A 13,220-nucleotide genomic window follows, 5' to 3' on the forward strand; every position below is an offset into this window, starting at 1 on the left:
CCCCTTACCGGCTGGCTTCAGCTTCGAAGGTCGAGAAATCGACCAACGTGCCAAGCATCTGCAGATAAGCAATCAGCGCATCCATTTCGGTCACCTCTGGATTGCCGTCGAAGTCGCGCTGCTGTGCGCCAGGGTAACGCTCAACCACTTCGCCATCGCCGAAATCCGTGGCCTGCTGCACAAAGTCAAACCGTGCGTTTTCAATCATCGCGTCGGTGTAAGGCACCCCAACGAACCGATGCGTGGACATCAGATCGGCGACATGTTCGCCATCAATCACGCGATCCGCCAGAAAGGCATAGGACGGCATGATCGATTCAGGCACGACCGATTGCGGATCGATCAGGTGGTCATAGTGCCATTCATCCGAATAGCGCCCACCGACCCGTGCCAGATCCGGCCCGGTCCGCTTTGACCCCCATTGGAACGGGTGGTCATATTGCGACTCCGCCGCCAGCGAATAATGGCCATAGCGTTCGACCTCATCGCGCATCGGACGGATCATCTGACTGTGGCAGACGTAGCAGCCCTCGCGGATGTAGATCTCGCGCCCGGTCAACTCCAACGGAGAATAGGGGCGCATGCCTTCGACATCTTCGATCGTGTTCTCCAGATAGAACAGAGGTGCAATCTCGACGATGCCGCCAACAGTGACCACCGCGAAGCTCAGCGCCAGAAGAACGGTCGCATTGGTCTCGATTTTCTTGTGATGATCTAGGATTCCCATGGGATCACCTCTCCTTATTCAGCGGGGACCAGGTCGGACGTGGGCTTGCTGCCCGACGACCGCACGGTCATCCAAAGGTTCCAGACCATGATCAGAGCGCCGCTGAGGAACAGCACACCGCCCAATCCGCGGACCACATACATCGGGAATTTCGCATCCACGGTGTCGGCGAAGGAGTTAACCAGGTAACCCTGGGCATCCACTTCGCGCCACATCAGGCCTTCCATGATCCCGGTGACCCACATTGATGCGGCGTAGAGGACGATGCCGATCGTGGCCAACCAGAAGTGCCAGCTCACCGCACGCACGCTATAGAGCTTCACGTGCCACAGTTTCGGGAACAGGTAGTAGAGCATCCCGAAGGTGATCAGGCCGTTCCACCCAAGCGCACCGGAATGCACATGGCCAATGGTCCAGTCGGTGTAATGCGACAGCGAGTTGACCGCGCGGATCGACATCATCGGTCCTTCAAAGGTCGACATGCCGTAGAAGGCCAGCGATGTCACCATCATCCGCAGGATCGGATCGGTGCGCAACTTGTCCCACGCGCCTTGCAGGGTCATCAGACCGTTGATCATACCGCCCCAGCTGGGCATCCACAGGATGATCGAAAACACCATGCCCAAGGTCGCAGCCCAATCGGGCAAAGCGGTGTAATGCAGGTGGTGCGGACCAGCCCAGATATACAGGAAGATCAGCGCCCAGAAGTGGATGATCGACAGTTTGTAGGAATAGACCGGGCGTTCGGCCTGCTTCGGCACGAAATAGTACATCATGCCCAGGAACCCGGCGGTCAAAAAGAAACCCACCGCGTTATGGCCGTACCACCATTGCGTCATCGCGTTCTGCACGCCCGAGAAGACCTGCACCGACCGTGAGCCCCAGATCGAGACGGGGATCGACAGGTTGTTGACGATATGCAGCATCGCAACCGTCACGATGAAGCTCAGCAGGAACCAGTTGGCCACGTAGATATGCGGCTCTTTCCGCTTCAGGATCGTGCCCAGATAAACCAGCAGGAAGGCGACCCACACGATGGTCAGCCACAGGTCAACATACCATTCGGGTTCGGCATATTCCTGGCTTTGCGTGGCGCCCAACAGATACCCCGTCGCCGCCAGAACGATGAACAATTGGTATCCCCAGAAAACGAACCAGCTCAGGTTGCCGCCCCAGGCACGCACCGCGCAGGTGCGTTGCACGATGTAGAGCGACGCCGCGATCAGCGCGTTGCCCCCGAATGCAAAAATCACCGCCGATGTGTGCAGCGGCCGCAAGCGTCCGAAATTGCCATAGGGCTGCGCCCAGTCGAAATTCAACTGCGGGAACGCCAGTTGGAAGGCGATGTAGACACCAACCAGAAATCCAACGACGCCCCAAAACGCCGTTGCGATGGCCGCGGCGCGTACCGGGCCATCCATGTATTCATCCATTGGCTGAGCCACGGCCGGTTCGCCCGTTCGACGCACCTGCCAGAGGAACAATCCCCCTGCGACCAGCATAAAAATGATTGCATGCAGTTTATATGCCGGGTCCAAGCCATAATTCGCAGCAATAGCCGCGCATAAGGCTACAAGGCCGAGGACCGGCAGCTTCAAATAATCCAACACCATTGATCGTCCCTTCCGATGGCTCCGGACACGCGGTTCGCAGCGCGTGAGACCTGTCCGGAGATTCTTCTCTGAGGGTGTGATCGCGGATTGCGGTTCACCGGACCTTGATCTGGGTCAAGGTTGACCAGTTTTCTGACGGCATATGTGCAGCGCACAAAAAAACGCCCCAGGACGGGGCGCTTTGAGTTGGGGAGGTGTCTTATGGATCAGGCCCAGGCGAGTTCATGTCCTTCATCGCCTGTTTCCGCCATGAGGCGATCGAATTCCGGAACGACAACGCGGCGCTTGCCCTCCAGCCGCACGACGCCGTCGCGCTTCAAGCCCGAGACCTGGCGACTGACCGTCTCCAGCGTCAGGCCCAGATAATCGGCCATCGCCTCACGGGTCAGGGGAAGGTCGAATGCGATATTGTCGTGCGGGATTTCCGCATTGGGCCCCGCCTCACGCCGGGCGATGATGCACAGGAAGCTCGCCAACTTTTCACGCGCTGTCTTGCGGCCCAGAAGCAGCATCCATTCGCGGGCGGCATCCAATTCATCCAACGTCATTTCCAGCAGGCGCTCGCTCAGATTGGGCGAATCGACCAACAGCAATTGAAACGGTTTTCGGCGGAAACAACACAGCACAACATCGGTCGTTGCGGTCACGTCGTAGGTGATGGTTTCGCGGTTTGGGCGCCCGACGAAATCGGAGGCGAGCAACAAGCCGACCATCTGTCGGCGGCCGTCTTCCATCGTCTGTGACAGGGTGGCGACCCCGCTGACAACCGAACCCACGAAATCAAGGCTTTCGCCGGCCCAGGCGATGGTCTCGCCCGCTTTGAAACTACGGTAAGATTTGATGGCATCCAACTGGACCAACTCTTCCGGGCCACAGCGCGCGCAGACGGCGCGGTGACGGATCGGACAAGTTGAGCATTCAGTTTTTGCCAACGACATAGTGCCGTCTAGCATGGGGTGGCTCCTGTTCGCATGGCCAATACACAAGCGCACCGGGTTAGAGGCACACCGTATACTTCCACAAATTGTAACAGAAACCTTTGTCCATCTCAACTGACAGAAACGCGCAGATTGCGCATTTTCTGTATACAGGTCAATAGCTTAATAGGTTTACATGCGGGGGTTGATAGGCTTTTCAACGGGTTACGCGGCGCTGCCCCTTGGCGCATCGCCAAAGGCCGCATGCATCAATTCACGGGTGTAGTCGGATTGCGGGTTATTGAACAAAGCCTCGGTTTCGCCAGCCTCAACCACATCACCCTGGCGCATCACAATCACCTTGTGACTGAGTGCGCGCACAACTTTGAGGTCGTGGGAAATGAACAGATAGGCAAGCTCATGGGATTCCTGCAATCGCCGCAAAAGATCGACGATCTGCACCTGAACCGTCATGTCGAGCGCGCTGGTCGGCTCATCCAGAACCACCAGTTTGGGCCGCAGGATCATCGCGCGTGCAATCGCGATCCGTTGCCGTTGCCCGCCGGAGAACTCGTGCGGATAGCGATCCATCATATTGGCGTTAAGGCCGACCTCTGTCAGGATTTCGGCGACACGGCCTTGCCGCTCGCCGCGACCGACACCTTGAACGCTCAATCCCTCCGACACGATCTGCTCGACCGTCATGCGCGGACTGAGCGACCCGAAGGGATCTTGGAATACAATCTGCAGATCCCGTCGCACATTGCGCAAAGCCGAATTGGACGCCGCGCTCAGGCTGCGCCCCAAGAACGTGATCGGCCCGTCAGATCTGATCAAACGCAGGATGGCCAATGCCAATGTCGTCTTGCCCGACCCACTTTCGCCAACAACGCCCAAGGTCTCACCCTGACGAACGCTGACACTGGCTGAATTGACCGCCTTCACGTGACCCACAGTGCGACGCAGAAAACCGCGCTGAATCGGAAACCAGACGCGCAAATCTTCCGTCGACAGGACCTCTTGCGCACGTTCAGGCACGGGCGCCGGGCTGCCTGTCGGCTCCGCCCCCAACAGCTTGCGGGTATAGGGATGGCTCGGCGTGTCGAATATCTCGGTGGTCGGTCCTTGTTCGACGATCTCGCCGCCCTGCATGACGCAGACGCGATCGGCTATGCGGCGCACAATGCCCAGATCGTGGGTGATGAACAGCAGGCTCATCCCCTCGGACCGTTTCAGATCAGCCAGCAATTCCAGGATCTGCGCCTGGATCGTCACATCCAACGCCGTGGTCGGCTCATCGGCGATCAGCAAATCCGGACCGTTTGCAAGCGCCATCGCGATCATCACCCGCTGACGCTGCCCGCCTGACAATTGGTGCGGATAGGCGCCAAGCCGGGTTTCAGGATCGCGGATGCCCACCTTGGTCAGCAATTCGATAATCCGCTGCCGCGCGGCATCTCCGGTCAGTCCCTGATGCAGTGACAGGCTTTCGGTGATCTGCTTTTCCAGCGTATGGAGCGGGTTGAGCGAGGTCATCGGCTCTTGAAAAATGAAGCTGATATCGTTGCCGCGCACCTGCCGCAGCTTGGCCTCAGAGGCACCGACCATCTCGGTGCCATTGTACTTGATCGACCCGCCCAAGGTCGCGGAGGGCGGCAGAAGATCGACGCTGGACAGCGCCGTCACCGATTTACCTGACCCACTTTCGCCCACCAGCGCCACGGTTTCACCGCGGTCCACATGGAAAGACACCCCGCGCACGGCATGAACTACGGAATTGTCCTGCGCGAAGTCGACCGTCAGTTTTCGAACGTCGAGGACTCGGGTCATGAGAAGGTCTTTCGTGGATCAAACGCATCGCGGATGCCTTCGAAGACGAAGACCAACAGCGACAACATGATCGCAAAGGTGAAGAAGGCGGTGAAGCCAAGCCATGGCGCTTGCAGGTTGTTTTTCGCCTGCAACGTCATCTCGCCCAAAGACGGCTCGGACGAGGGCAGACCGAAGCCCAAAAAGTCCAGCGCGGCGAGCCCGCCGATGGTTCCCGTCACGATGAAGGGCAAGAAAGTCAGCGTCGCGACCATCGCGTTGGGAAGGACATGGCGATACATGATGGTGAAATTACCAACCCCCAACGCCCGCGCCGCGCGCACATATTCGAAGTTTCGGGCCCTCAGGAATTCGGCGCGCACCACACCGACCAAGCCGGTCCAACCAAAGGCGATCATCAACGATGCCAAGAGCCAGAAGCTCATATTGAACACGGCCGCGACAATGATGATGATGAACAGACTTGGTGTGGCGTTCCATACCTCGATCAACCGCTGCAGCACCAGATCGGTGAGGCCGCCGAAAAAGCCCTGGATCGCTCCCATGAAGATGCCGATCAACGAGGCGCAGAGCGTCACGATCAGCGCGAAACTCACGGATAATTCGAAGCCGTAGATCACGCGTGCCAACACGTCGCGCGCGGTATCGTCGGTGCCTAGCCAGTGGTTGGCATCGGGCGGCGACGGCGCGGCGCGGCCCAGATCGCTGATCGTGTTGTAGCTGTAGGGGATCGGAGGCCAGAGGATCCAACCTTCATCGACCTGCGTGCCGTTGAACGCGCCTGTGTTCTCGACCTCGGCAATCACATCCTCGGGGACGTCCCAGCAATCCTCCAGCCCGCCCGAGACGATCAGGCATTGCACCTCGATATCGCGGTAAACGGCCTCGGTCCGGAAATCGCCGCCAAAGGCCGTCTCGGGATAGAAGTTGAGGATTGGGGTGTAATACTCGCCCTGGGAATGCACCAGAAGTGGGCGATCGTTGGCAATGATCGGCGCGCACAGGCTGATCCCGTAGAGCAACAAGAAAATCCAAAGCGACCAGAACGCGCGCCGATTGGCCTTGAAGTTTCGCCAGCGCCGTTTGTTGAGCGGGTTGAGCCAACCGCGTCTGCGCTGTGGCAGCGGCGCGCCGGGTTCGGGGTGCGATGTCTCGGGCAGCGGGGTCGGGATTGGTTGTTCAGAGGGCAACGCCATATCTCTACCCCTGTCGCGTTTCGAAATCGATGCGCGGATCGATCCACACATACATCAGGTCGGAGATGATATTGACGACCAAACCGATCAGGCCAAAGACGAACAATGTGCCGAAGATGACCGGGTAGTCGCGACTGACCGCCGCCTCGAACCCCAACCGGCCCAGCCCATCGAGCGAAAAGATCGTCTCGATAATCAGCGATCCTCCAAAGAACACGCCGACAAACACGGTCGGGAAACCTGCGATCACGATCAACATCGCATTGCGGAAGACGTGGCCGTAGAGCACCCGATTTTCCGTCAAACCCTTCGCCTTTGCTGTCATCACATATTGCTTTTTGATCTCATCCAAAAAGCTGTTTTTGGTCAGCAAGGTCAGTGTCGCAAAGGCCGCGATGGTCGAGGCCAGCACCGGCAGTGTGATGTGCCAAAAGTAGTCGCCAATCTGCTGGATGAGATTCATATCGGCGAACCCGTCGGACGTGAGGCCGCGCAGCGGGAAGAACTGGAAGTATCGCCCCCCCGCAAACAAGATCAGAAGCATGATCGCAAAGAGGAAACCTGGGATCGCATAGGCCACGATGATGATCCCGGAGGTCACACTGTCAAACGTGGACCCATCGCGCACAGCCTTGCGGATGCCCAGCGGGATCGAGATCAGATAGGCTATAAGCGTCGACCATAGCCCCAGCGTGATCGACACTGGCAGTTTCTCGATGACAAGATCGGTCACCGCGATCGAGCGAAAGTAGCTTTCACCGAAATCGAAGCGAAGATAGTCCCACATCATCAGGCCAAATCGCTCCACAGGCGGGATCCGCTCCGTAACGCATTCAGGCGCGTCCAGATCGGGTGTTCCCGTGAAACCATCCTCGCAAACGATGCGCGAGAAGTTGAATTCGACCTCCAACCTTTCCAGAAATTGCGGCGGCAAGCCACGGGCCCCGTCATAGCCGCTGACAACATCGCTTTCGCCAAGTGTCTCGGACCCGCCGCCAGAGATGCCGGCAAAGACATCGCCATCCCCTTCCAGCTGCGCAATGACCTGATCGATCGGGCCGCCCGGCACCAATTGGGTCAGCATGAAGTTTACCAGCATGACCCCGAACAATGTCGGGATCACGAGGAGGAGGCGTCTGAGGATATAGGCTCCCATGGGACGGCGCGCTTCTTAGAACGCGCCCTGGTCGCGGAGGCGTTGCTCCGCCTCGGGGTCCACCCACCAGAAATCGAGGAAGCCCAGACCGTAGGGCGGCAATTCCTCTGGGTAGCGGTACATGTCGTAATAAGCGACCCAATGGGCATCATTGAACCATTGGCCAATGCGGATCACCCGATCACGCAGCACGCGGTCCAACGCCGTAACCGCGACGTCTAGCTCTTCGCGCGTTTCCGCGGCAATCACGACCTCGATCAAGGCGTCAATACCGGGATCTGCAAGCCCGGGAACGTTGAACAGGCTTTCATCCGCGCCTATCGATGAGAAATACTGTCGAAGACTAGAGCTTGGCTCATACCCCATCGGGAAGTGGTCGGTGACAATGTCGAAATCGCCATCCCGCTGGCGCTGCTGCAATTGCGCGTTATCGACACGGTTCAAAGACGCGTTCACGCCGATGGCGCGGAGATTTTCGACGAAGGGGTTGATGATTCGGTCAAAGAGCGGACCGGAATTGAGGAACTCCACATCCAGCGTCTGCCCCTCGGCGTTCCGCAACAAGCCATCGCTACCTGCTTCCCAACCTGCCTCTTCCAGCAGGGCCGTCGCGCGCCGCGATTGGCGCCGGTCAAGCGCGCGGTCGGGGTTGGAGGGGGGCACCATGAACACCTCGTCGGTGAACACGGTTTCAGGCAATTGATCACGGAGCGGTTCGAGCACGGCCAATTCGGCCTCGGACGGCATTCCTTCGGCGACCATCCAGGTGTTTTCCCAGAAGCTGATCACCGGCGAATAAAGACCATAGAACAGCGTCTGATTGGTCCATTCGAAGTTGAACATATGGGCGATGGCGCGCCGCACGCGCACATCCTGGAATTGCGGCTGTCGCAGGTTCAGCATGAAGGCCTGACCGGTCGCGATGGACCCGTCGGGCAATTCCTCGCGAACCACCGCACCGCTGGCGAGCGCTGGGAAGTCATAATTATTGGCCCAGGCTTGGCTGCTGCTTTCCTGGCGGAAAGTATAGTTGCCAGCTGTAAACCCTTCGAACGCGGCCAGGGAATCGCCGTAATATTCGATACGGATCGTGTCGAAATTATTGCGGCCCTGGTTGATCCAAAGGTCTTCGCCCCAATAGTCGCGGTTGCGCGAATAGATCGTGCGTTGGCCGGGCTCGACCGAGGCCAGTATGTAGGGGCCGGAGCCGATCAGGGGCTCAAGACGGCTGTCCTGGAATTCGCGGCCAGAGGCTTCGTGGCTGGCTTGGCTGATGACCGGAAGGCCGCCAGCGGATTGGATGCGGCTGCGCAGGGGCGCGCTTGGATTGAAATCATACCGGATCGTGCGATCATCGATTACCTCGGCGCTTTCGATTGTCAGCGGGATAGAGGCGCGGAACGAAGGCAGCCCTTCGGTGCGCAAGATTTCGTAGCTGAACAACACATCATGGGCGGTCATCGGGGTGCCGTCAGAGAATGTGATGCCGTCGCGCAAAGTGAACAGGACGTAGGATTTGTCCTCAGGATACGCAATTTCTTCGCAAAGCAGGCAATAGGCCGATCCGATCTCGTCCAGGGTCGCCACAAGCATCGTTTCGAAGAAGACCGATGACAGGATGTCCGGGCGCCCGACGCGTGTGAAGGGATGCATCGAATCGAAAGATCCAGACGACCAGGAAAACGACATCTCGCCACCTCTTGGGGCGTCGGGGTTCACATAATTCAGATATGGGGCGTCTGGCCCGTAGGCGAGCTCACCGAATGTGGAGATTCCATGGGTCCGGATCAGGTCATCTTCCTGCGCACGGGCCGTGAGACTCGTTAGCCCTAAGATAAGCGCTGCCCCGATGAGCGGTAGCGAAGCGGCCCGAAGCAGACCCGGTCGATCTGGGGTCACATCCTGTGCTTTGGCGACAATCCTCGGGGTCGGGTCATGTTGGTGGTCCTGCATCATCAATTTTCCCTGCGCATCATGATTTCTGGACGCAACACCGAGTCGCGCTACCATTATTATGGGTCACGAGAGGTTAGTGACCAGTTGCCCCCCGCTTCAAGTTGAGATTCCGTGATATGCGGGTGATGGGCATGTTTTCTTACAATTTGCGCGGTGCAGACATGCAAACACCGCCCGGATTGGGGGCGGTGTTGACAGGATTCGTGTGCTTTTCGCTTATTGCTGCGTTGCCAGATAGGCGATCAAGTTCGCCCGATCCTCGACATCGTCCATGCCACCATAGGCCATCGCGGTGCCCGGCGCGTATTGGCGCGGATTTTCCAAGAAGCCCGACAGGTTTTCAGGTGTCCAATCACCTTCCATGCTGGCCAGCGTGTCAGAATAGCCAAAACCATCGACAGCGCCTTTATCACGACCAACAACACCGTGCAGGTAAGGGCCGACGCCGTTTTGGCCTGGGTTCAGGGCGTGACAGGCGCTGCATTGGCGCCACAGGCGTTCCCCAGCGGCAGCATCAGCAACGGCGTAGACTTCTTCAAATGGAACCTCGGGCTCTGCTTCTGCGGCAGGCGCATCGCTATCCTCATGGATCTCCATCCGGTAGGCGGAGGCGTGGTCTTCCCCGTGGTGATCCACGTTGTAGAGGCCTTCGGCGGCCCAGCCGCCCAGCAAGAACACCAAAAGCGCCGCGCACAGGGCACCGCCCGCTTTGGTAATGGTCATCGTGTCGAACATGTCGGCTCCAAGTAGGTCTGTCGCTCGTTTTGCCGGTATGTATGGTGTTCCGTTGCGCCATGGCAAGGTGTAGGGAGCGCGACGAAACGACCTTATTGCATAGGATTGGCAGATGATTGGTAAGATTGCCTTCCAAGGAGAACCCGGCGCTTATTCCCATCAGGCCTGCTTTGAGGCGCGGCCTGACCTCACGCCGTTGCCCTGCGCCACATTCGAGGACGTGATCGCAGCGGTGCGGAACGGGGATGCGGTACAAGCCATGCTGCCGGTCGAAAACTCAACCTATGGGCGTGTCGCGGATATTCATCGACTGCTGCCGGAATCGGGGCTGCACATCATTGATGAGGCCTTCGTGCGGGTGCATATCAACCTGCTTGCCGTCCCGGGCGCCCAGGTCGAGGATATCACCGATGCCTGGAGCCATTTGGTCTTGCTGCCTCAATGCGGCAGCTTCCTGCGTGACAACAATATCAAGGGGCATGTCAGCCCCGATAATGCCCGCGCGGCGCGCGATGTGGCCGAAAGAGGGGAGCGCAGCCATGCGGCACTCGCCTCGGAATTGGCGGGCGAGATCTATGGGTTGGACGTCTTGGCGCGCCATATCGAAGACCATGATCGCAACACGACCCGATTTCTGGTGATGCAACCTGAAGCGGATCTGACCCGGCGGTCCGAGCGGATGATGACCACGTTTGTCTTCCGTGTGCGGAACATTCCCGCGGCGTTGTACAAGGCGATGGGCGGGTTCGCGACGAATGGCGTGAACATGACCAAGCTGGAAAGCTACATGGTCGATGGATCCTTCACTGCGACGCAATTTTACGCCGATATCGAAGGGCATCCCGAGGATCGCAACGTCCAGCTTGCCCTGGACGAGTTGGACTATTTTACATCGGAATTGAAGATTTTGGGCACCTATCCGGCCGATCACGCCCGGGATTGAGGCCAACTATCTCACCGCTGCGGAATAGTTGGCGTGTATCGGCAAGGCGCTCAACTGAGCTGCGACCGCAGGGCCTTGCGCCTTGCGACAAGCCAGGCCGTGGCCGGTTCGAATGTGCTGAGATCGATGGCGCGCGAATACGCCTCGGCCGCCTGTTGCGGCGATGTGTCGACAAGCAGGTGCGCGCGCGTGGCCCAATAGGGTTGAAAATCTTTCGCGTCGGCGGGATCGATCAGATCAAGCAAGCGCAGACCTTCGATGGCGCCCACATCCTGCGCTGTGGCAGCCGCGCGCCCGACCGCAGCCCCGATGCTGGGATGTAAATGGAGCAGCCCGGTATAAAGCTGACTGAGCGCGCGCCAGTTGGTTTCTCCGGTCAGGTGACGTTGGGCATGGACGGATTGAATCGCGGCCTCAAGTTGAAAGCGCCCAATCTTGCCCAGCGCACTCGCTCGGGTGAGCCGGTGCGCGGCACGGTCGATCAACGGGTGATTCCAAAGGTCCGTATTCTGGTCCTGCAGCGGGACATAGATACCATCCTGCACACCCGCTGCGCGCCGCGCCTCCACAAATCCGATTAAGGCCGCAAGACCCTGCGCCTCGGCACTGTCGGGCATCTGATCGGCCAGCAGATTGGCCAGAAAATGCGCCTCGTGACTTAGATCGCCCGCCCCATCCTGCCAATCAATGGCAAAGGCGGCGTAGATCGCCTGCAAGACGGCGTCGAGACGCGGGGACAGGTCGACCTCATCCGGCAGCACGAAAGGGATGCGCGCCGCTTTGATCTTGCGTTTCACCCGCACAAGCCGCTGCGCCATGGCGGCATGGGGCACCAAAAACACGCGGGCAATCTGCACCGCATCGGCGCCGAGCACCGATTGCAACATCAGCGGGGTGCGTAAGGCCGCGTCGATTGCTGGATGAGCGCATACGAACATCAATTCGAGCCGTTTGTCCGGAATAGCATCGGGATCTACGATCGTATCGGGCATGTCGGGCACCTCATCGGTGAGTGTGATCCGCGCGCTGCGGCGCATGGCATCGGTGCGGCGGTTCTTCGCGACGGTCAGCAGCCACGCCTCGGGCCTGTCGGGGATGCCCTTCTCGGGCCAAACGCGCAGCGCTTGGACAAACGCATCGGCCAAAGCGTCTTCGGCGGCGGCGATATCACCCGAACGTGCCGCCAGGATCGCAATCAATTTGCCGTAAGAGGCACGCGCCGCGTCTTCGGCGGCACGTGCGGAGGCAAGGTTCATACGCTCTCCATGGCAGAGGCGCGGATTTCGATCTTGCCCATCTGGGCGGCGGGGCATTTTTCGGCCCAGGCCATCGCTGCATCCAAATCCGGCACGTCGATGACGAAATAGCCCCCCAGCGTCTCTCGCGTCTCGGCAACCGGGCCGTCTTGCACCTCCTTTTCGCCACCCTTCAGGCTGAGCGTCGTCGCGGTATCGGCGGGGTGAAGCCAATCGGTATCGACAAATATGCCAGCCTCTTGCAGTGCCCCGATATACTGGCCGTAGACGGCTTTCATCTCGACCCAGTCATCGGGCCCCATATGGGCGAAATCGGCGGGATTGGAATACAGAAGAAATGTGTAACGCATAATCTTGGTCCTTGGTCTGGAATGGCAATTAGGTGGCAGCACGGGCGATATTGGCAAGTCCCGTCTCGTAGGTGCCGCCCAGCATACGGTCCATAAACAGACCAAACACGCGGAAGACCGGATTCATCCCCAGATCTGACGTGACGCGCCAGGTGACGCGCGTTTGATCACCCTCGGGCGTTGCGCTGATATGCTGCGTCGGCTGGCCCATGGCCCCAAGATCGATCGCATAGGTCACTGTACTTTCGGTGATCCGCGCGATGGTCTGAGTGCCACGGCCTTCGCGCCCCTCAAACCGAAACCCGGCGCCGATGCCGCTGCTGGGGCCAAAGGGGTCGATCCTAAGATTGGGATCGCTGGTGAGGTAGGGGTTGAAGCGCTGGAAGCCGTCGGTGCTGGAGGCCAGTGCGATTACCGCATCCGGTGCTGCATCAATCAGTGCGCTGCGTTCGACGGTCACGTGGCGTGGCAAAAGCAGCGCAACGCCTGCAGCAAGGGCAAGTGTCAACGCGGCTGCGGCAAGAAGGGTTGTCAGGGTCAT

12 protein-coding genes are annotated in these 13,220 nt (G+C 59.1%); 1 reads left to right on the top strand and 11 read right to left on the bottom strand.

The features are described from left to right. Positions 1-4: 4 nt before the first annotated feature. From ccoO to V8J82_RS05680, 8 genes are all read right to left on the bottom strand, one after another. Positions 5-727 (bottom strand): cytochrome-c oxidase, cbb3-type subunit II, encoded by a 723-nt coding sequence (gene ccoO / locus V8J82_RS05645; protein ID WP_339973026.1) that lies wholly within the window; start codon positions 725-727, stop codon positions 5-7. A 14-nt stretch (positions 728-741) separates the two neighbouring features. Further along, on the bottom strand, positions 742-2,337 hold the full coding sequence (ccoN, locus tag V8J82_RS05650; RefSeq protein ID WP_339973028.1) for a cytochrome-c oxidase, cbb3-type subunit I: 1,596 nt from the start codon (positions 2,335-2,337) through the stop codon (positions 742-744). Positions 2,338-2,546: 209 nt separating this feature from the next. Further along, on the bottom strand, positions 2,547-3,293 hold the full coding sequence (gene fnrL, locus V8J82_RS05655; protein ID WP_339973030.1) for a transcriptional regulator FnrL: 747 nt from the start codon (positions 3,291-3,293) through the stop codon (positions 2,547-2,549). Between the two features lie 189 nt (positions 3,294-3,482). Continuing rightward, entirely contained in the window at positions 3,483-5,087 is a 1,605-nt protein-coding gene (locus V8J82_RS05660; protein WP_339973032.1) for an ABC transporter ATP-binding protein, read from the bottom strand. Then, entirely contained in the window at positions 5,084-6,283 is a 1,200-nt protein-coding gene (locus V8J82_RS05665; protein WP_339973034.1) for an ABC transporter permease, read from the bottom strand. Before V8J82_RS05665 ends, V8J82_RS05660 begins: the two co-directional genes overlap by 4 nt. 4 nt (positions 6,284-6,287) lie before the next feature. Further along, complete coding sequence (locus V8J82_RS05670; protein ID WP_339973036.1) at positions 6,288-7,439, bottom strand: microcin C ABC transporter permease YejB; 1,152 nt, start codon at positions 7,437-7,439, stop codon at positions 6,288-6,290. A 15-nt stretch (positions 7,440-7,454) separates the two neighbouring features. Further along, a complete protein-coding gene (locus V8J82_RS05675; protein ID WP_339973038.1) occupies positions 7,455-9,392 on the bottom strand; it encodes an extracellular solute-binding protein in 1,938 nt (645 codons plus the stop codon). Positions 9,393-9,611: 219 nt separating this feature from the next. After that, positions 9,612-10,130 carry a c-type cytochrome gene (locus V8J82_RS05680; protein WP_339973040.1) on the bottom strand — a complete coding sequence of 173 codons (519 nt, stop codon included), beginning with the start codon at positions 10,128-10,130 and terminating at the stop codon, positions 9,612-9,614. Positions 10,131-10,242: 112 nt separating this feature from the next. Between V8J82_RS05680 and V8J82_RS05685 the strand changes: the two genes are divergently transcribed. Continuing rightward, positions 10,243-11,073: a prephenate dehydratase gene (locus tag V8J82_RS05685; RefSeq protein WP_339973042.1), complete on the top strand. Its 831-nt coding sequence runs from the start codon at positions 10,243-10,245 to the stop codon at positions 11,071-11,073. Between the two features lie 50 nt (positions 11,074-11,123). Here V8J82_RS05685 and V8J82_RS05690 read toward each other — a convergent pair whose 3' ends face one another. Genes V8J82_RS05690 through V8J82_RS05700 form a run of 3 tightly spaced genes read right to left on the bottom strand, consistent with a single transcriptional unit; the run spans position 11,124 to position 13,220 of the window. Further along, on the bottom strand, positions 11,124-12,329 hold the full coding sequence (locus V8J82_RS05690; protein ID WP_339973044.1) for an RNA polymerase sigma factor: 1,206 nt from the start codon (positions 12,327-12,329) through the stop codon (positions 11,124-11,126). After that, complete coding sequence (locus tag V8J82_RS05695) at positions 12,326-12,679, bottom strand: YciI family protein (protein ID WP_339973046.1); 354 nt, start codon at positions 12,677-12,679, stop codon at positions 12,326-12,328. Before V8J82_RS05695 ends, V8J82_RS05690 begins: the two co-directional genes overlap by 4 nt. 28 nt (positions 12,680-12,707) lie before the next feature. Next, the gene (locus V8J82_RS05700; protein ID WP_339973048.1) at positions 12,708-13,220 is read right to left on the bottom strand and encodes an SRPBCC family protein; all 513 of its coding nucleotides are present in this window, start codon (positions 13,218-13,220) and stop codon (positions 12,708-12,710) included.

The sequence above is a fragment of the Gymnodinialimonas mytili genome, assembly GCF_037544085.1.
GTDB lineage: Bacteria > Pseudomonadota > Alphaproteobacteria > Rhodobacterales > Rhodobacteraceae > Gymnodinialimonas > Gymnodinialimonas mytili.